This window comes from Paenibacillus praedii, from assembly GCF_049725345.1.
Classification (GTDB): Bacteria; Bacillota; Bacilli; order Paenibacillales; family Paenibacillaceae; genus Pristimantibacillus.
In genome coordinates this window covers 38,126-57,443 of the sequence record NZ_JBMWAM010000009.1, presented here as the reverse complement: position 1 = coordinate 57,443, position 19,318 = coordinate 38,126, and the positions used below count along the sequence as shown (strand labels likewise).

The following is a 19,318-nucleotide window of genomic DNA, read 5'->3' as shown; positions in this document are numbered from 1 at the left end:
GCTCCCTCGCGTTTTTCAAGCATATGGAATTGAAGGAGGGGCTTGCAGATGAGGACGAAGGCTTACGTCCCTTATTTATTTTTGGCACCCGCGCTCGGCTTGTTCGCTGTATTTATGGCATATCCGATCGTTTATTCGTTTCTGCTCAGCTTTCAAACGAGCGAAGCGGGAGAAATGGTGCCGGCTGGACTATCGAACTATGAGCGGCTGTTAAGCGATCAGATCTTTTTTACGGCGCTTAAAAACACCTTTATCATCATGATCATACAAGTGCCGCTCATGCTGTTTTTTGCGATCGTACTGGCATCCAGCCTGAATGCGGTGAAGCGGTTTAAGGGCGTATTCCGGGTTTCGTTCTTCATGCCCGCAGTTACATCGCTCGTTGCGTACTCGATCATTTTCTCCATCATGCTCATGGGCGACGGCATTATCAATCAAGTGCTGGGGTGGCTTGGCATTGGCGCAATTCCTTGGCTTTCCCATCCGTGGTGGGCGAAGGCGGCAATTATTCTCGCTATGACCTGGCGCTGGATCGGCTATAACATGGTCATTTATTTAGCAGCTATGCAAAATATTCAAGAATCGCTTTATGAAGCGGCAAGCATTGACGGTGCAAGCCGGATCAAGCAATTTTTCTCCATTACGGTTCCGCAGCTTAAACCGGTTATTTTGTTTACGGCTATTCTATCTACGATTGGAACGATTCAGTTGTTTGACGAGCCTTATACGCTCACGAAGGGCGGTCCAAGCGACGCAACGCTTACGATCGGAATGTACTTGTATCAAACAGGCTTCCGCTATTTCGATTTCGGCTATGCCTCGACGCTTGCTTATGTCATTGTCGTCATCATCGCAGTACTTTCTTTCATTCAATTTAAAGTAACGGGGGATGAATGATGAAAACGTCAAACGTCCGATCCTTGCTCGTCTATGTCATGCTGATCATCGGTGCGGTTGTGTCGCTGTTTCCGTTTTATTGGGCAGCTATCGCAGCGACGAACGAGAGCGGTAAAGTTTTTGCCAAGCCGCCTGTGCTTGTTCCCGGCGGAATGCTATTTGAGAATATCGCGAATTTGAATGAAGCGATCGGCATCGGCCGGGTAATGTTCAACTCGCTGTTTGTCGTCGTTATTTATACAGCGCTCAGCCTCATTATTTGTACGATGGCCGGGTATGCATTTGCGAAGTTTCGGTTTAAAGGGAGAGACGTCTTGTTCGCAGTGTTCCTCCTCTCGATGATGGTGCCATATCACGCGCTCGTCATTCCTTTATTTAAAATGATGGCGGCATGGGGCTGGCTGAACACCTATCAAGCGCTGATTTTGCCTAACCTCGCTTATCCGTTCGCGATTTTCCTCATGCGCCAGAATATGCTGGCCGTACCGGATCCGATGATGGAAGCGGGCCGCATTGACGGTGTCAATGAATGGGGCTTGTTCACGCGCATTATTTTGCCGTCGGTTAAGCCTGCGCTTGCCGCGACAGCGATCTTCCTGTTTATGTACCAATGGAACAGCTTCCTATGGCCGCTAATCGCGATGCAGACAAAAGAGATGTACACCTTGCCGATAGCCTTATCGAGCTTGTTCGGTTTGTCGCGAATCGATTATGGGCAAGTGATGGCCGGTGTTACGTTCGCGACGGGTCCGATTATTATTTTCTTCCTGCTGCTGCAGCGTCATTTTATATCGGGAATGCTTGGTTCGGCGGTTAAAGGATAAAGAGACAGCTAGAGCTAGGAGACGGAGGAGAGAGAGAGCATGTATGTAGGCGTAGATTATTATCCGGAATATTGGCCGGTCCAGTTGATGGATGAGGATATAGAAGGAATTGCAGAGCTTGGAGCCAATATGGTACGAATCGGAGAGTTTTCGTGGCATAAAATGGAGAGTGAGGAGGGAAGGTTCGATTTCTCCTTCTTTGACGATGTTGTGGCACGGCTTAAGAAGCGTGGACTTCACGTCATGTTCGGCACGCCAACGGCCACCTTTCCAGCTTGGCTCGTGAAGAAGCACCCGTCTATTTTGTCTAAGGACTTGGATGGCAATGCTCGTTCATTCGGAGGCAGAAGGCAGTATTGCTTCAACTCCGATATGTATTGGGATTACAGCTCAAGGATTACTCGCAAGCTAGTTGAGCACTATGCTGGTGAAGAGGCAATTGTATCCTGGCAAATTGATAATGAGTTTGGGCATGAGGGCAGCGATATGTGCTATTGTCCGCAATGTCATACTGCATTCCAATCGTTTTTGAAGCGAAAATACAATGGGGATATCGGGCGGCTGAATGAAACGTACGGTACGATTTTTTGGGGACAGACCTATAATGATTTCTCTGAGCTTCCGCTGCCGCTGAAAACGATCACCACCCATAATCCTTCGCTGCAGCTCGATTGGGCGCGATTCCGGTCGTATTCCGTCAATTCTTTTGCGGCGCGCATGGTGGAGGTTGTGCGCGAGGCGAAAGGCGGGCATCAGACGGTGACGCATAATTTGCCGGGAGGCTTTTTTCAAAAATGGTATGACCATGCGGAGCACGCGGAGGCGCTTGATTTCGTCTCGTATGATAATTATCCGGTATGGGGAGGTCTTGCAGAGCCCATTACGCCGGCAGCGATCGCGATGGGGCATGATTTCATGCGCGGTCTGAAGGATGCGAACTTCTGGATCGTCGAGGAGCTGATGGGCGCGCAAGGTCATGATGTAATTGGCTATCTTCCTCGTCCGGGCCAAGCGAAGATGTGGTCGCTGCAGGCGTTCGCGCATGGCTGCTCGGACATGCTTTATTTCAGCTGGAGAGCGATGACGCGCGGTGCAGAGCAGTTCTGCATGGGCATTGTCGATCATGATAATCGCCGCGGCGACAAATATAAAGAAGTTCAGTCGGTCTTTCAGACGATTACGCCATATGCGGATGTGCTGCAAACTGAAATTCAAGCTGACATCGCGGTGCTGTACGACTACGACAATGTGTGGTCATGGCGTTTCCAGAGGCAGAGCGAGGCTTTCGATTTTACGGAAGAGCTGCTGCGGTTGTATACGCCTTTTCATCGTTTGAACACTCGTATTGATGTTGTACCTGCTGCTCGTGATTTTTCTCGTTACAAGGTGCTCGTTGTGCCTGTTCTACAAGTCATCGATAAGGATCTGGGAGAGAGGCTTGCCGCCTTTGCCCGCGAGGGTGGAACAGTCATCTTCTCCTATCGTGCGGGTATTCGCGATAAGAGCAATAACATCCACTTCGGTATGGAAACGCCGGGTTATGTCGCTGAGATGGTTGGTGCGGTTATTCATCGCTCAGAAGCGCTTCCGCTAGGCAAGAAGGTTCCGATTGCGAAAGCGGGTGCTAATGGAGAAGGCGCGAAGGGCCCCTCCACCTGCGCAGTATGGCGCGATTTACTGACGCCGGCAACGGCCGAGGTGCTGTATTACTACGATGAGCTTATATTCCCTGCGGCGGCGGCGACACGCAATCGTTATGGCAGAGGGAATGTTTATTATATAGGAGGAGGCTTGAGTGCGGATGTCCTCCATGAACTTGCCAATTGTATTGTCAAGGAGCTGGAAATCTGGCATATTGAGAGTGACGAGGGCGTTGAGGTAGTTGTCCGTGAAGCAGGCGATCGCAAGCTGTGGTTTCTGCTGAACCATACGGAGGAGACGAAGACGTTCAGGGGCCAGCAGCTGGACCCGTACGAGAGCAGGATCTTGGAAGCCGAACGGTTGTAGATTGGAATCCATGCTTTAGCTCGTATTTAGGTAGTTTTTAGCCGCGCCTAGCAGGAAGGATAGATAGTATGGCTACGATAAAAGATATTGCGCAGAAAGCGAAGGTTTCTCTCGCAACGGTATCTCGGGTGCTTAACTATGATCCAGGCATTTCCGTTGCGGATGAGACGCGTAAACGAATATTTGAAATTGCGCAGGAATTAAATTATAAGACGCTGCGGCAACGGAGCGGTCAGACCGTGAAGGAGCGCTACCGTGTGGGGCTTGTCAATTGGTACTCGGAGCAGGAGGAAATGCTTGATCCTTACTATCTCGCAATCCGGCTTGGCATCGAGAAGGAGTGCTTCCAGCGCCAATTTGAGCTAGTCAAGTTGTACATGCACGGTGATGAAGGCATCAAAGATTGGTCCAGCGACACGCTTGATGGCATTATTGCGATTGGCCGGTTTGAGAAGGATGATCTGGACTGTTTTCCAGAAGGGCTTGAAAATATTATATTTGTCGATTCGTCTCCTGACGATAACCGGTTCGATTCGGTAGTCATCGATCTGAGGAGGTCGGTTACTGAGGTACTCGATTACCTGGTCGGTCTAGGGCATACCGCAATCGGTTATATTGGCGGGCATAATAGGGTCAATAACAAGCGGGTGAAGGATGAGCGCGAGCTTGTGTATACGGAGCAGTTGACCTCACGTGGGCTTTTTGACCCAAAGTTTGTGTTTACCGGCGAAAATCTGTATTCCGAGGACGGCTATAAGCTGATGAAAGAGGCGATAAGCGGGGAGAAGCTGCCCACAGCCTTTTTTATCGAAAATGATTCGATGGCAGTCGGCGCGCTCCGGGCGCTGCATGAAGCGAAGCTGCGAGTACCGCATGATATATCGATCGTGGGCTATAACGACATCGCGATTTCTGCCTTTTTGCAGCCGCCGCTTACAACTGTGAAGGTGCATATGGAGCATATGGGCGAGACGGCGGTAGAACTGCTAGCCGACCGCCTGGCGGCGAAGCGGGACATCGCGAAGAAAATCGTACTGCCAACCTCGCTGCAGGAGCGGGAAAGCAGCGGCAAGCCGAACATAAATAGTAATTCTGTGGACCAGTCAGGACTTCCCAATGGTCAACTTACTTAGCGCGGAGGTGCGAGCATGTCGTTGCTGCTGAACGGTCAGAATGTATTGCCGGCTGTACATAAGCTGAAGGATGTGGAGGCGGTTCTTGCCTCCCCTTTTTCATATATGGTACTGCTTGGCGGTCATTTGGGGCAGTTGAAAAATATAGTCGATCTGGCGAGCCAGCACGGGAAAAAGGTGCTGCTGCATGCTGATCTGATTGACGGACTGAAAAATGATGAATACGCAGCAGAGTTTTTATGCCAGTCGATTCGTCCTGCCGGCATTATTTCGACACGCGCAAGCGTGATTGGGCGCACGAAGCAAAATGGGCTGATCGCGATCCAGCGTATGTTTCTTATCGATTCGGATGCGTTGGAGCGCAGCTATTCCCATTTGGAGAAGGTGCGGCCCGATTATATTGAAGTGCTGCCAGGCGTACTCCCCGATATTATTCGGGAGGTCAAGGAACGCAGCGGCATTCCTGTCATCGCAGGCGGCCTCATTCGCACGCAGGAACATGTAAGGCAGGCGCTTGCTGCGGGGGCATCGGCGATTACGACATCGCGTAAGGAATTGTGGAAGATGACATAATTAGGGGTACAACGGTAAGAGGGGGGAAACGATGGACACTTATATGCTATCGCTAGACCAAGGGACGACAAGCACAAGAGCGCTGCTCGTTGATCGCAGCGGCTCGATTATCGATATGGCGCGCGAGGAGCTGCCGCTCGAATATCCACATTCGGGCTGGGTTGAGGCGGATGCCCAATATATTTGGAAATCAACGAAGAAGGTCATGGAGGAGCTGCTAGAGAAGTCGGGTGTTCGACCGGAGCAGATCGCCGGCATTGGCATTACGAATCAGCGTGAGACGACAGTTGTCTGGGATAAAGCAACAGGGGAGCCGATTCACCGCGCGATTGTCTGGCAGTCGCGCCAAACGGCGGAAATTTGCGAGCGGCTTAGGCATGAAGGACATGAGCAGACCTTCCGGGATCGGACAGGGCTGCTGATCGATGCTTATTTTTCCGGCACGAAGGCGCATTGGCTGCTGGAGCATGTTGAAGGCGCGCGGGAGAGAGCGGAGAAGGGCGAATTGTTATTCGGAACAATCGATACATGGCTGATTTGGAAGCTGACTGGCGGCCGTATTCATGTGACGGATGTAACGAATGCGTCAAGGACATTGCTGTTTAATATTCATGAACGCAAGTGGGATGACGAGCTGCTGCGGATTTTGGCCATTCCGAAGTCGATGCTGCCGGAGGTCCGCTCCTCCTCTGAAATTTACGGTGAGCTTGATGAAGCATGGTTAGGCTGCAAAATACCGGTCGCAGGCGCGGCTGGCGATCAGCAGGCAGCTTTGTTTGGGCAAAATGCTTTTCAAGAGGGCAGCACCAAAAACACCTATGGCACGGGCTGCTTTATGCTCATGAATACGGGCTCGAAGGCTATTGCTTCGAGCAAAGGCTTGCTCACGACAATTGCCTGGGAGGTTGACGGCAAGCTGGAATATGCTTTGGAAGGCAGTGTATTTGTGGCGGGAGCCGCCATACAATGGCTTCGCGACGGACTTCAGTTAATTGGCTCGGCTGCCGAGACGCAAGCGTATGCTGCCGAGGTTGAATCGACCGATGGCGTTTATGTCGTTCCAGCCTTTGTCGGGCTAGGTACACCTTATTGGAACAGTGATGTTCGAGGCGCAGTATTCGGACTCACGAGAGGAACGTCTAAAGCTCATTTTGTCCGCGCTGTATTGGAATCACTGGCGTATCAGACGAAGGATGTGCTATCTGTGATGGAGGAGGAATCAGGCTTGCCGCTGCAATCTCTGTCGGTGGACGGCGGAGCGGTGGCGAATGATTTGCTGATGCAGTTCCAAAGCGATCTCCTCGGCGTTCCGGTAGAGCGTCCGGTCGTAAATGAATCGACAGCGCTTGGCGCGGCCTATTTGGCTGGGCTCGCGGTGGGCTTCTGGGAGAGCCGCGACGAGCTTGCCAAGCTGCGCAAAGTGGATCGCGTGTTTAAGCCTTCTATGGATGAAATGCGGCGCGATGACTTATATAGCGGCTGGCATCGCGCGGTCAAAGCGGCCATGGCTTTTGCTGAGTAATTATGGTATGATGGCGACAAGTTAATATCGGTTGGAGACTTGGAGAAACCACGATGACCGCTTCTGAGCCCCTGTTTGGGGCGGGAAGCGGTTGGAGTGGTTTTTTTTATTCATATTGCTTGGAATCTGAGTAATGAAGTGAATATGGCATAATACGATTACGGATAGATAGCTGGGAGGCTGCGTATATGATGACAGAACTAAGGAAACAAGATTTTGGAGCGGAAAGCCGGGAGAAGCTGTTAGCGGAGATAGAGAAGTCTCCGATTGATGTATTGGTGATTGGAGGCGGCATAACCGGCGCGGGCATCGCGCTTGATGCCGCTGCGCGCGGCATGAAGGTTGCGCTCGTGGAGATGCAGGATTTCGCGGCTGGAACCTCGAGCCGCTCGACGAAGCTCGTGCACGGAGGCTTGCGTTATTTGAAGCAGCTGGAGATTGGCGTCGTTGCTGAGGTGGGCAAGGAAAGGGCGATCGTATACGAGAACGGACCGCATGTGACGACGCCGGAATGGATGCTGCTGCCGCTTTATAAGGGAGGTACGTTCGGTAAATTTTCCACATCCATCGGTCTGCGTTTGTACGACTTTTTGGCTGGCGTGAATCGGAACGAACGGCGGGTTATGCTGAGTCTGGCGGAGACGCTGCATAAAGAGCCGCTATTAAAACGGGAAGGCCTTAAGGGCGGGGGCTACTATGTCGAATATCGGACGGACGATGCGAGGCTGACGATTGAGGTTATGAAGAAAGCAGTCGAGACAGGAGCGCTTGCCGTCAATTACGCCAAGGTAGAGACACTTCGGTATGATGGCGGCGGTAAAATAACGGGTGCACTCGTACGAGATAGGATAAGCGGTTCGGAATATGAGATGAAAGCGGCGAAAATCATTAATGCTACTGGTCCATGGGTGGATGATCTTCGCGAGATTGATGGATCCAAGCGAGGCAAGACGCTTCGACTGACGAAGGGCGTCCATCTCGTCTTCGATCAAGGACGCTTCCCACTGCGGCAAGCGGTCTACTTCGATACGCCGGATGGCCGCATGGTGTTCGCGATTCCTCGCGAAGGCAAAACCTATTTCGGAACGACGGATACGAATTATAAGGGCGACACCGTTAACCCCGTGATGACGCTCGAGGATCGGACATACCTTCTGAAGGCAGTCAATTTTATGTTTCCTGACCTGAAGCTCCGTGAAGCGGATGTGGAATCGAGCTGGGCAGGCCTGCGGCCGCTCATTCAGCAGGAGGGCAAATCGCCGTCAGAAATTTCGCGAAGAGACGAAATATTTGTATCGGAATCTGGACTGATTTCCATAGCAGGCGGAAAACTGACGGGCTACCGCAAAATGGCCGAAACCGTCGTTGACAAGGTCGTAGAGCTGCTCGGACAGGAAGGCAAGGGCGCCACCTACGCGAGCAGCGCCACCAAAGCGCTGCCGATGTCGGGCGGAGAGCTTGGCGGCTCGAAGGGCTTCGAGTCCTTCGTAGCGAAGAAAACGGCTGAAGGCGCAAATTTCGGCTTCACCAAGGAGGAAGCGGCATTTCTTGCCCGCCGCTACGGCTCGAACGTCGACAGGCTGTTCTCGCTGGCCGTGCTTACGGCAGAATGGGCGGCCTCGTTTAAGCTGCCGCTCATGCTGGCAGTACAGCTTGTTTATTCGATGGAAGAGGAAATGACGGTGAAGCCGGTCGACTTCTTCATTCGCCGTACGGGGAATCTGTTTTTCCGTATTGCTGATGTGCAGCAATGGAAGGAGCCAGTAATGGCGGCGATGGCCAGCCGATTGGGCTGGAGTGACAAGCAGCAAGCCTCTTATGCGGCTGAGCTCGAGCAGAAGCTGACGGAGGCAATAGAGCCGCTGCGGAGTTAAAGGAGTAAAGGGCATCGATACTGGACATCGTTCAGCAGACGGTGTCCTTTTGTTTTTCGTTCATTTTTAGACCATAAGCGTTATGTTTGAATACGATGGAGCAACCTAATGAAGGGATGGCGGAGCGCACTTTATGCGGCAGTCGTTTTTTGAAAGCTGCAGCTCGTAATCTGTTGTTGCATAAGAGATGGAATTTACATATAATATATATGAGCATGTATTCATATGTTATTCTGATTCAGAGCAAAACACATCTATACTACACGTTTAATTGACTGAAAATGGATAGCTGATCTGCGGATTCGAACTGGGGGAGATTACGATGAGTAAAACCGGGCATGAGCCTAATGAAGATCACAAGCATAAATGCAGCGGGGAGCAGCATGGAGAGGAGGGTCAGGGACATTTGGACGGACAAAAAAGTGGTCACGCTTGCTCGCATGATGAAGGCGATCATTCGCATGATCATCATCATGGCAAGCATTCGCACGGCCATGAAAATCATGGTCACCACCATCACGGTCCAAACAATAAGGCTGGCTTATGGATTGCCCTTATTATTACAACGGGTATTATGGTTTTGGAGTTTGTTGGAGGGTTGGTTACGAATTCTTTGGCGCTCCTATCGGATTCCGGCCACATGCTAAGCGATGTGGCAGCACTAGCCTTAAGCTTAGCTGCGATGTGGTTTGCTGCCAGGCCATCGTCACCGCATCGCACGTTCGGCTTCCATCGCTTTGAAATATTGGCTGCGCTGCTGAATGGAATTACGCTGTTTGTTATCGCGGCATTCATTATAGCCGAGGCGGTCAAACGGTTTGCAGAACCGCCGACAGTCGCCAGCGGCTCAATGATGATCATTGCAACGATTGGGCTGCTGGCCAATCTTTCAAGCGCATGGTTTCTTATGCGGAAGGCCGATGTGAAGAATAATCTGAACGTTCGCAGCGCGTACCTCCACGTGCTTGGGGATGCGTTAGGCTCGGTAGGCGCCATTGCTGCAGGTATTTTAATGCTCGCATTTTCCTGGTATATCGCTGATCCGATCATCAGTGTTATCGTCGCATTGCTTATTTTAAAAAGCGCATGGGGCATCGTCAAATCTACCGTTCATATTTTGATGGAAGGAACGCCTCCTTCGGTCAATGCTGAGCAGGTCATAACTACGCTGCAGCAGATCGATGGGGTGAAGGATGTCCACGATCTCCATATTTGGACGATTACCTCTGGACTTGATGCATTAAGCTGCCATCTCCTCGTTGAGGACAGCAAGGATTGCCAAGCAGTGCTGCAGCAGGCTATCAAGCTAATTACCGTAAAATTCAATATCGAGCATACGACCATTCAGGTCGAAAAGTCGCAGCTTCAGCATGCGGCATGCAAGGTGTAGATTAAAGCAAAACAGGGCTGTCCCGAAAGGTCATAGTTGACCTAAGGGATGGCCCTTCCAGTTTAGCCGCAAACATAGCGTATTGGTATACAGTTGAATGTATGGCCAAGGGCAAGGCGCGACGCAACAAGAAACAGAAAAAAATGGAATCGGAATTTTGAGCAGGCGGAAAAATAAGGAGCGGCAGGCTGGACATTAAGATCCAGCTTGCCGCTCCAATTATTAGTTCGAGCTTGCTACAGTTAGATGAATCGCTATGCCTACAGGATCGTGCACGACAAATGCACTGTCTTGCTCTGTAAGGGCAACGCCTTCGGTGCGAAGATGGCTAAGCAGCTTTTCGCGTGAAGCAGCGCTTGGAAAAACGATCGTGAAATAGGAGAGCCCAACCGTATTTGCAGGCGGCAGTACAGCACCTGCGCCTGCCCAAATATTCAATCCGATATGGTGGTGATAACCGCCAGCGGATATGAACAAAGCGGACATTTGCGCATAGTTGCCGACGACATCGAAGCCAAGCTTTCCTTCATAGAAAGCTCGAGATACGCGAAGGTCACCGATATGGAGATGAACATGGCCGATGACCGTGCCTTCCGGAAGGCCGTTCCAATGGTCGCCGTCCGCTTCGCTCTCAGCAAGAAGGCTCTCGATGTCGATCGGATCGGTAGACATCACGTAATTGCCTTCCGCATCGCGCTTCCATTGCGCTTTTGGACGATCCGCATAAATTTCAATGCCGTTGTTATCGGGGTCGGAAATGTAGAGCGCCTCGCTGACGAGGTGATCTCCTTGCCCGACATGAATGCCGTGACGAGCCAAATTGCGCAAGGAGAGCGATAAGGAACGTCGGTCCGGAAGCAGTATGGCAAAATGATAAAGTCCCGCATGACCGCGCCGCTGCGGTATGATCGCATTTTCAATTTCCTCCAGCACCAGCAGCGTATTCCGTCCATCGGCGGTGAAGGCGGCAGTACGCTTCTGAGCATCATGCCGCAGCACCCTCAGTCCGACAATCTGCTCATAAAATTGGATCGACCGATCCAGCTGACTAACCTTTAGTTTTACCTCGCCTAACGAAATATCATCATCCAGTAATGCTGACATTCGGATCACTCCTGCAAGTTGTTATAGTTAAACTTTTTTATTAACATGCCTCTTATACCGCTTATTTTACAACATCATCACATAAAAGTAAAGCTGCTAATTAAAAGTAAGTGAAAATGAAGACGATCGTTTTATTTTTGGAACTAGACTATAATGATAAGACGTTTATACATAGAATCGTAAATTCGAAATGAGGGCTTGCGATGCCGATAACAAAACTGAATTTAGTTGGCTTCACAGTATTTGAGCATTTGGAAATGACCTTCTCGGAAGGCATCAATGTGTTCATTGGCGAGAATGGAACGGGCAAGACCCACCTGCTGAAGCTGCTGTATGCTGCTTGCCAGGCTTCGCGCAGAGATGTTTCATTTGAAGATAAATTGGGAAAAGTGTTCAGGCCGAAGGAGATGAAGCTCGGCAGACTTGTACGCAGAGTTAAAGGAGGCAGCGGAATGGCAGCCATTGAGGTGAGCATAAAGGATGCCAGCCTGCATACGGATATCTCGATCAAAGCGGGTAGCAGCAGAGGCGTTCACACGAGAGGCGAGGAGCAGTGGAAGGAGAATTTCCCGGGGAGCAGCGCATTTATACCTGCGAAAGAAATTTTGTCTCACTCGTACAATTTTTTGGAAGCGCATCGCGCGGGAAATATTGATTTCGATGATACCTACGCCGATATTATTGCCTATTCCAAGGTCGATATACGAAAGGGGCCGGAGTCTCCGCACAGAAAGCTGTTTTTAAAGGATTTGGAGAGTTTGGTCAGCGGAACGGTCAAAGTGGATCGGGATGTCTTTTATTTGCAGCAGAAGCACGGCGGGCCGCTTGAGTTCAGTCTGGTGGCCGAAGGGATTCGCAAGCTGGCTCTCCTGTGGATGCTGATCAAGAATGGTACGCTGGAGAAGGATGCGGTTCTGTTCTGGGATGAGCCGGAAGCGAATATTAATCCATCGGCAATTCCCGTTGTCGTGGGCATTTTGCTGGCCTTGGAGCGAGAAGGGGTTCAAATATTTATCGCTACGCATAATTATATTTTATTGAAAGCTATCGATCTAAGAAAGAAACGGGACTCTCGGATCGTGTACCATTCCTGTTATCGTGAGCAGGATGCCGTGAAGACCAACAGCTTTGCGGAAATGCACCAAATATCGCCTAACCCCATTATTGATGCTTATGCCATGCTTATGGACGAATCCGTTCATGCAGAGCTTGGAAACTGACCATGCCAGCGCATAATGCCAAGCAAGTGACGGAGAAGGATATTTTCTTTGATTTTTCAAACGCATTGCAGGTTAATAAGGGTGATGCAGTTACGATAAACGGCATGAAATTCGTCGATTTTATTATCGAGCTGGCCGATCGATTTATATTTCTTGAAGTGAAGGACCCGGATAATCCAAGAGCTACGCCGGAAGCCAAATTGAATTATTTGCGGAAAATGAGATCGAGGGAGATAGGCTGGGAATTAGGCCAGAAGGTGAAGGACACGCTGCTGTATGAGTGGGCCCGCGACAGGAGACTCGATAAGCCGATCCATTATGTTGTCTTGATGGAAGCGAGCTTTGCGGACAGCCCAACCTTACTGGCGCTTATCGATCGCACGAAGGGCTACCTGCCGCTCGGCTTAACGAATAGGCCCGAGGTGAAGCGGAATTGTATTGACCATTTTCTGATCTTAACGCTGCAAAAATGGAATGAGCATTATGCAGAGCTTCCCGCTCATCGAATGAGCAACACAATCGCTGCGGATAGTTGAAAGGTGGGGTTTCTCTCATGTGGCTGACTTTTTCGATTTTCGCGGCTTTATGCTTCGGATTACGCGGGATTTTTTATCATTGGACGAGTCAAAAGCCGATCAGCCGAAATTTGCTGCTTTGCGGCACGTTCAGCATGGGTGCGATTATAAATGGCATTTGCGCGCTTATTTTTGCGTCGGACTGGACGCTGGCAGCACTGATCGGCATCCAAATGGGGCTGTTCTCCTTCGGCGCCAATGCAAGCATGTTCAAAGGCTTTGCGGTCGGCAAGGCTTCGATTGTCGCCATATTGACGGCATTGCCGTCGGTCGTTGTCGTAATTGCAGCTTTCGGACTATGGGGAGAGAAGCTGCATGCGATGCAGCTCGTAGCCTTCCTTGTTATTGTCGGCGGTGCATTGCTCGTACGGCTGTCGAATGATATCTCGCTCAGCAACCTGCAAGGGGCGCAGTGGGGACTCATTGCGATGCTGCTGTTCGCGGCAAATGATCTGTCGGGCAAGTGGTCGACGATCGAGGAAGCGTCGTTGTTTCCGACAATGTTTTTTATGTTCGTGACCGGAGCGGCCTGTTTCGGGCTATGGTGGCTGCGGGATTTGCAGAAGGAGCACGCTGCTTTACGTGTGCGGCAAGTAAGTGATCGGGTTTTTTCTGAGGTACATATATCACAGCACACCTCTGTTGAGTCCGCCAGCGGCGCAAGTTCGGGATGGAGCGGCAAGCGCACCTTTCTTGTCGGACTAGCGATCGGAACGACGAATGCGTTCGGCATGATGCTGATCGTGACCGCCTTTGATCTCGGCAAAGCGGGTCTCGTATCTGCGGTCACAGCGCTTAACGTATTGATCGTGCTGCTGTATACTCGATTTGTCGTGAAGGAGCGATTTACTAAAATCGAGGTAACAGGCATCTCGCTAGCATTTGCGGGGATAGTGCTTATGCGTTTGTTTGGGGCTTAGCGAGAGCCGCAAGCTGAGTATTGAAAAGCTGCCAAGAGGGCAGCTTTTTTTGTTTTGAAATTTATCATTTTTTCTATTAGGCTAACTTAGCTCTTCTTGTATTGAGCAGGGGTCATGCCCGTCAGCTTCTTGAACAGCCGGTGAAAATGAGGCAGGCTTTCGAAGCCGCATCGCTCAGCGATGTCAGCGATATTGACGTCCGTCTCGATCAGCAGCTCCTTGGCCCGAATGTTTCGTTTCGTTGTAACGTATTCGGTGACGTTCATGCCGGTCAGCTTTTTGAAGACGCGCGAGAAGTGGGCCGGTGTGACGGCTGCGCGTCCCGCAAGCTGAGACAAGCCGAGCGGCAAGTCCGGATGTTCATCGATATAAGCAAGAATACTCGTCATCCATCCGGGAAGCGAGCTGGAGACCGTTTGCTCTGCATCCGATGGAGGCGCCGCGCGCCCTAGAAGCAGCAGTATTTGCTGGAGATGGAGCAGCACCGCCTGACGATAGCCTTGCTGCTTCTCGGTTTCCTCCGTATGAATGGCTTCGATTAATGCGATTACCTGCTTCTTGTCCGCGTCGCTTACAGGCAGCTTAAATGACTTGCGGCGAGAAGCTTGCTCGTAGCAGCGCAAAAAAGAATAGGAGTCGCCAAGCGGCGGGCTATGCACCAGCGATGCGCTGAAGAATAATGCCGTCGACAGCTTCGGGTCGTGCGGATCGGGGAACGAGCGATGGATTGTGTTGCCGGGAATGAGGAAGATATCGCCGGGTTCGGCGTTGTAGATTGATTGATCAATAAAAAATGTCCCTTTGCCGCTATAAATATAAACGAGCTCATACCAATCATGCAGATGATCGGGAAGCTCGTTTTGTGCGGTTTTCGAATCGCGATAAACACATTCGAACGGAAAAACGCTTTGCGTATGGAATCTTTTACGATAAGGATTCATATGCGGCACTTCATTGTTCTGGTTTATCAGCCTGATTGTAACAAATATCCATCTTCGAAAAGAGAAAAGTCCATTCCGATCGAAGGAAAATCGTGTAAGATAGAAATTGTTGCTGATAATGGTTATCACTCTGAGAAGAATGACCTGAAAGCAACATCATTTTTTGAGATTAACTGAGAATGATTATCTTCGATAATGCCGTTCGATTTTGCTTTTCGTTTAATTTGAATCCAGTCGATTTGAGGAACTGTGATGAAGCTAAGGTATCTATTAATAGCGCTTGTTCTATTATCGTTCACCTCGCTGTTTATCGGCGAGAGCGATTTATCGCCGCTCCATCTGATGAGCATGACCGAGCAGCAGCTGCAAATTTTAACGATCAGCCGTTTTCCGCGTCTTATTAGCATTATCATCGCGGGCGCGGCTATGAGCATCTCTGGCCTGATCATGCAGCAGCTAAGCCGCAATAAGTTCGTATCGCCGACGACGGCGGGAACGGATGACTCGGCCAGGCTCGGCATTCTGGTCGCGCTCATGCTGTTCACCTCTGCTAGCGCAATGGAGAAAATGCTGATCGCTTACGCCAAGCAGTCCTCCGCGAAGCAAGCGATCGAGAACGAGCTGGTCAAAAATACGAATGCCTACAAAGAAGGCAACATCGTATATCTTGATTCGAATTACTGGTACCTCTCCGGCGGCGGCCTTGTATCCGTTGCGGAAATGGTCAAGGAAATCGACGCTGGCATAAAATAAACTTTAATGGCAGCTTATTTTGTTCGTGTACAATAACGCTATAATAGTAGAGAAAGCAGATTGGAGGGCAGTTCGTGGAATCTGTAATGACATCATGTTAAGCCTGTTAAGCAGCCGGTTGTGGTTTACGAACGATTTGCGCATTCAAAAAATTGAACAAAAAGGATGATGGATATCGTGAAAGTATACAATAGCGGAACCGCTTTAAGCGAGCAAATCGTCAAAACAGAGCTGCCAGATCAAGCATTAGCGTTGTGGGCGTTGGGACAGGAGGGCTTTCTCGTCAAATGGAAGAACAAGACGGTGTTATTTGATCCTTATTTGACAAACTCCGTTTATGAACAAGCCGGATCGCCGTGGTCGAGATCGTTTGAAGCACCGCTGACACCTTCACAGCTTAAGGATGTTGATTATGTCGTTTGCTCGCATCATCACGAGGATCATATGGACAAGCAGACGCTGCAGGCGATCGGGCAATCCGGCATCACGCGTTTTGTCGTGCCTAAGGCTCATCTTTCTCTTATGAAGGAATGGGGATTTCGTGACGATCAGCTCATCGGCATTTCCCACGGTCAATCGCTGGAGCTGGCAGACGGCATGAAGCTGGAGGCTTATGCCGCTAAGCATGAGCAGTTTGAGCAGGATGAGGCAGGCGAGCATAAATTTCTTGGCTACGCCGCTGATTTTGGAGGTATTCACCTCTATCACGCCGGAGATACGATCGGGTTTTCGGAGCTTGTGAGCTGGTTGCAAAAGCGGCAGATCGATATCGCTCTTCTGCCCATTAATGGACGGGATTTCGTTCGGCAAGGACAGGGTATCGTCGGCAACTGCAATTACCGGGAAGCGGTTGAAATCGCGGCACAAATTGAGGCGGATATCCTCGTTCCGATGCATTATGGGCTCTTTCCGCACAATGACGAGAATCCTGCCTTTTTCGTGGACTACTTGTACCGCAATTATCCAGCTCAAAAATTCCATATGTTCGCGCCCGGAGAGAGATTTATTTATATGAAATAATCGTAGAATAACCGGTATGACAATTCGATTGCGCCCCTTGGCAAACGCAAGGATGATTTTATGAACAGCAGGGCAAAATGACGGGAGAGTGACGACTGGAGGGTGGGAGTAATGGTGAATAGAGGATTATGCACGGCGCTTACAGCTGTCGCTGCAGCGCAAGTGCTGAAGCTGCCCGTTAATTACGCTGAAACAGGCAAGTGGGATTTCACGAAAATCATTGGTTCAGGAGGCATGCCTAGCTCGCATTCAAGCGGCGTGTCTGCGCTGGCTGCCTATACAGCCACGAAATATGGCATAAAGACGCCGGAATTTGCGATTTCGGCAATGCTTGGCATAATCGTTATGTATGACGCGATGAATATACGCAGGCATGCCGGAGAAATTGCGATGCAGGTGAATGATTTGGATGAGGATGTCGAGAAACTGGCAGGCGAGCATCCTGGTGTATATCATAAGCGTCAGCGTGAGAAGCTCAAGGAAAGCTTGGGCCATCAGCCGATTGAGGTTTTGGCAGGTTCTCTGTTAGGAGCTTTTATTGGATTGACGGGGGCGCTAACGGCTCGATACTGAATATGATCGATGTACGTTCTGCTAGCTTGAAGCTTCACCATATTAAAGCACTGCCAATAACGGATTCTCCGATCTCGATGGCGCTCGGCATTTCTACCAGTTTAACATAGCTGTGTAAGATCATTCCATATATAATGGGGAAAGATTACATTTTCTATGCAGCGAAAAGGAGTAGATGCAAGTGAGTGAGCTATTATTGTGGCCAAAGGGAGCGCCTTATGCAGAAGGAGAGTCGGATGAGGACCGTCCGGCAATAACGCCGTTTTTGGTGGAGGGAGATAATCGGCCTGCGGTAATCGTCTGTCCAGGCGGCGGATATGGGATGCGTGCTCATCATGAAGGGGAGCCGATTGCGAAGTGGCTGAATAGTCTGGGGATTTCCGCCTTTGTGCTGCGTTACAGAGTTGCGCCGTATCAGTATCCATGTGCGCTTATCGATGTACAAAGAGCGATCCGCCTCATTCGTCAAGAAGCGAAGGCATTTCGGATTGATCCTAATAAATTGGGACTGCTTGGTTTTTCTGCGGGCGGGCATTTGGCGGCTAACGCCGGGACGAGCTTCGATTCCGGCAACAAGCATTCAGAGGATGTGATTGAGCGTCAATCCTCCAGGCCTGATCTGCTAGTGCTGTGTTATCCGGTTATTACATTAACAGATCCCTTCACGCATACGGGCTCCAGAGAAAATTTGCTGGGCAAGGAGCCTTCGCTTGTCCAGGTTGAGCAGCTCTGCAATGAGATGAACGTAACCGAAGACACGCCGCCGACCTTTCTATGGCATACCTCTGATGACGCGGCCGTTCCCGTTGAGAACAGCCTGATGTTCGCAGCGGCGCTGAGTAAGCATAAGGTGCTGTTTGATCTTCATATTTATGCGAAGGGGCGGCATGGATTAGGACTAGCCGAAGAAGAAAAGCATACTAACGGCTGGAGCGATGCCTGCGCTTCCTGGCTGAGATGGAATGGCTTTAACTAGAGCAGCTTTTACGTGCATAATATAATTTGTCTTACAAAATTACCTTTTCTAGTCGTGCAGCGATCTTGAATAAGGAAGCCTGCGTTCTCAATCATGTCGTCCATCGGGTCCGCCGTTACGATGACGGCTCTGCTCGCGATACGGCGGGCATGCTGCAATAACGAAAGCTGCGCCTCAGGCGTTGTTCTCGAAAAGTGATTATAAGGCATATCGAGAATCGCCGTATCATAATGTATGGTCACGTCGGCAATATCACCGCACACGACATCGGACTGCAGGTCAAAATGCTTCAGATTCTCTCTCGCTCCGCGGACGATAAAATGATTCATATCCCGACCATCGATATCCATACCCATGGACCGTGCCTCGACTAACACGGTTCCAATGCCGCAGCATGGATCAATCGCTTTCGCTTCGGCGGGGTTCGGCACAGCAATATTGGCAATCGCGCGGGCTACTCGCGTGCTAAGGGCAATCGAGTAGCTGCGCGGCTTGCTCATATGGGTAAGCCAAACCGCTTTGCTCTTGGCGTAATGACCGAAATACCAGCGGCCGCCTAACGTTATAATACCGAATACGACATCCGGATTTCGAACATCAGCCTCTCCCTCGATATGAACTCCGATTTCGCGTTCAATTACACGTGCCTCATCGAATTCGATTTTATCCGCTGGCGCCAAATCATTTGTTTTCACGAAAATCACTTTGAAGGTTGCTTCATGTAATTGTATTTCCTTTACTTGCTCCCAAATCTCGGGCAAGCAATTGCCCTGATAGAGCACCTCAAGCCGCTCTCTGAGAAAAGGACTGCGGTCAGGGTGCACCTCCACATCGCTCATGACAATGTTAGCGGGCGAATCCTCTCCGAAAAACGCACGCATCTCCAGCATGCAAAGCTCGGCTTCTTCCTCACGATAGGCATAGGTATAAATATATAACGGTGTTTTCATTATCGTTTTCATAATTAACAGGGTAACATAGTTAAGGGTCAGGTGAAAGCCAAATGGATGAAAAGG

General features: G+C 50.3%; 17 protein-coding genes and 1 pseudogene. 15 read left to right on the top strand and 3 right to left on the bottom strand.

All coding sequences use genetic code 11. The features are described 5' to 3' along the window. Positions 1–48: 48 nt before the first annotated feature. The 8 genes from ACO9K6_RS10565 (at position 49) to ACO9K6_RS10530 (ending at position 10,220) form a co-directional block, all read left to right on the top strand. Positions 49–897, top strand: a complete 849-nt coding sequence (locus tag ACO9K6_RS10565; protein ID WP_424767524.1) for a carbohydrate ABC transporter permease — start codon at positions 49–51, stop codon at positions 895–897. After that, entirely contained in the window at positions 897–1,721 is an 825-nt protein-coding gene (locus ACO9K6_RS10560; protein WP_424767523.1) for a carbohydrate ABC transporter permease, read from the top strand. Before ACO9K6_RS10565 ends, ACO9K6_RS10560 begins: the two co-directional genes overlap by 1 nt. A gap of 39 nt (positions 1,722–1,760) precedes the next feature. Further along, entirely contained in the window at positions 1,761–3,728 is a 1,968-nt protein-coding gene (locus tag ACO9K6_RS10555) for a beta-galactosidase (protein ID WP_424767522.1), read from the top strand. A 68-nt stretch (positions 3,729–3,796) separates the two neighbouring features. Then, on the top strand, positions 3,797–4,861 hold the full coding sequence (locus ACO9K6_RS10550) for a LacI family DNA-binding transcriptional regulator (protein WP_424767521.1): 1,065 nt from the start codon (positions 3,797–3,799) through the stop codon (positions 4,859–4,861). A gap of 21 nt (positions 4,862–4,882) precedes the next feature. Further along, on the top strand, positions 4,883–5,434 hold the full coding sequence (locus ACO9K6_RS10545; protein ID WP_424767639.1) for a glycerol-3-phosphate responsive antiterminator: 552 nt from the start codon (positions 4,883–4,885) through the stop codon (positions 5,432–5,434). A 31-nt stretch (positions 5,435–5,465) separates the two neighbouring features. Further along, positions 5,466–6,956 (top strand): glycerol kinase GlpK, encoded by a 1,491-nt coding sequence (gene glpK / locus ACO9K6_RS10540; protein ID WP_424767520.1) that lies wholly within the window; start codon positions 5,466–5,468, stop codon positions 6,954–6,956. 188 nt (positions 6,957–7,144) lie between these two features. Beyond that, a complete protein-coding gene (locus ACO9K6_RS10535) occupies positions 7,145–8,830 on the top strand; it encodes a glycerol-3-phosphate dehydrogenase/oxidase (RefSeq protein WP_424767519.1) in 1,686 nt (561 codons plus the stop codon). 322 nt (positions 8,831–9,152) lie between these two features. Then, positions 9,153–10,220, top strand: coding sequence for a cation diffusion facilitator family transporter (locus ACO9K6_RS10530; protein WP_424767518.1), 1,068 nt, complete (start codon positions 9,153–9,155; stop codon positions 10,218–10,220). Positions 10,221–10,442: 222 nt separating this feature from the next. Here the strand turns inward: ACO9K6_RS10530 and ACO9K6_RS10525 are convergent, their stop codons facing one another. Beyond that, complete coding sequence (locus tag ACO9K6_RS10525) at positions 10,443–11,324, bottom strand: VOC family protein (RefSeq protein WP_424767517.1); 882 nt, start codon at positions 11,322–11,324, stop codon at positions 10,443–10,445. A gap of 203 nt (positions 11,325–11,527) precedes the next feature. Here ACO9K6_RS10525 and ACO9K6_RS10520 point away from each other — a divergent pair, with 203 nt between their 5' ends. Genes ACO9K6_RS10520 through ACO9K6_RS10510 form a run of 3 tightly spaced genes read left to right on the top strand, consistent with a single transcriptional unit; the run spans position 11,528 to position 14,039 of the window. Continuing rightward, entirely contained in the window at positions 11,528–12,544 is a 1,017-nt protein-coding gene (locus ACO9K6_RS10520; protein ID WP_424767516.1) for an AAA family ATPase, read from the top strand. Positions 12,545–12,546: 2 nt separating this feature from the next. Continuing rightward, entirely contained in the window at positions 12,547–13,080 is a 534-nt protein-coding gene (locus ACO9K6_RS10515) for a hypothetical protein (protein WP_424767515.1), read from the top strand. Between the two features lie 17 nt (positions 13,081–13,097). Then, entirely contained in the window at positions 13,098–14,039 is a 942-nt protein-coding gene (locus ACO9K6_RS10510) for an EamA family transporter (RefSeq protein ID WP_424767514.1), read from the top strand. Positions 14,040–14,125: 86 nt separating this feature from the next. On the opposite strand, the gene ACO9K6_RS10505 is transcribed toward ACO9K6_RS10510, so the two are convergent. Next, entirely contained in the window at positions 14,126–14,980 is an 855-nt protein-coding gene (locus tag ACO9K6_RS10505; RefSeq protein WP_424767513.1) for a helix-turn-helix domain-containing protein, read from the bottom strand. A gap of 252 nt (positions 14,981–15,232) precedes the next feature. Here ACO9K6_RS10505 and ACO9K6_RS10500 point away from each other — a divergent pair. The 4 genes and pseudogenes from ACO9K6_RS10500 to ACO9K6_RS10485 all read left to right on the top strand — a co-directional run. After that, positions 15,233–15,562: pseudogene (locus ACO9K6_RS10500) on the top strand (iron chelate uptake ABC transporter family permease subunit); the annotation flags it as partial. A 348-nt stretch (positions 15,563–15,910) separates the two neighbouring features. Further along, positions 15,911–16,753, top strand: a complete 843-nt coding sequence (locus ACO9K6_RS10495; protein ID WP_424767512.1) for an MBL fold metallo-hydrolase — start codon at positions 15,911–15,913, stop codon at positions 16,751–16,753. 111 nt (positions 16,754–16,864) lie between these two features. Further along, a complete protein-coding gene (locus tag ACO9K6_RS10490) occupies positions 16,865–17,326 on the top strand; it encodes a divergent PAP2 family protein (protein ID WP_424767511.1) in 462 nt (153 codons plus the stop codon). A 181-nt stretch (positions 17,327–17,507) separates the two neighbouring features. Beyond that, positions 17,508–18,302 carry an alpha/beta hydrolase gene (locus ACO9K6_RS10485; RefSeq protein WP_424767510.1) on the top strand — a complete coding sequence of 265 codons (795 nt, stop codon included), beginning with the start codon at positions 17,508–17,510 and terminating at the stop codon, positions 18,300–18,302. A gap of 8 nt (positions 18,303–18,310) precedes the next feature. On the opposite strand, the gene ACO9K6_RS10480 is transcribed toward ACO9K6_RS10485, so the two are convergent. Continuing rightward, positions 18,311–19,264, bottom strand: coding sequence for a TRM11 family SAM-dependent methyltransferase (locus tag ACO9K6_RS10480; protein WP_424767509.1), 954 nt, complete (start codon positions 19,262–19,264; stop codon positions 18,311–18,313). Positions 19,265–19,318: the final 54 nt, after the last annotated feature.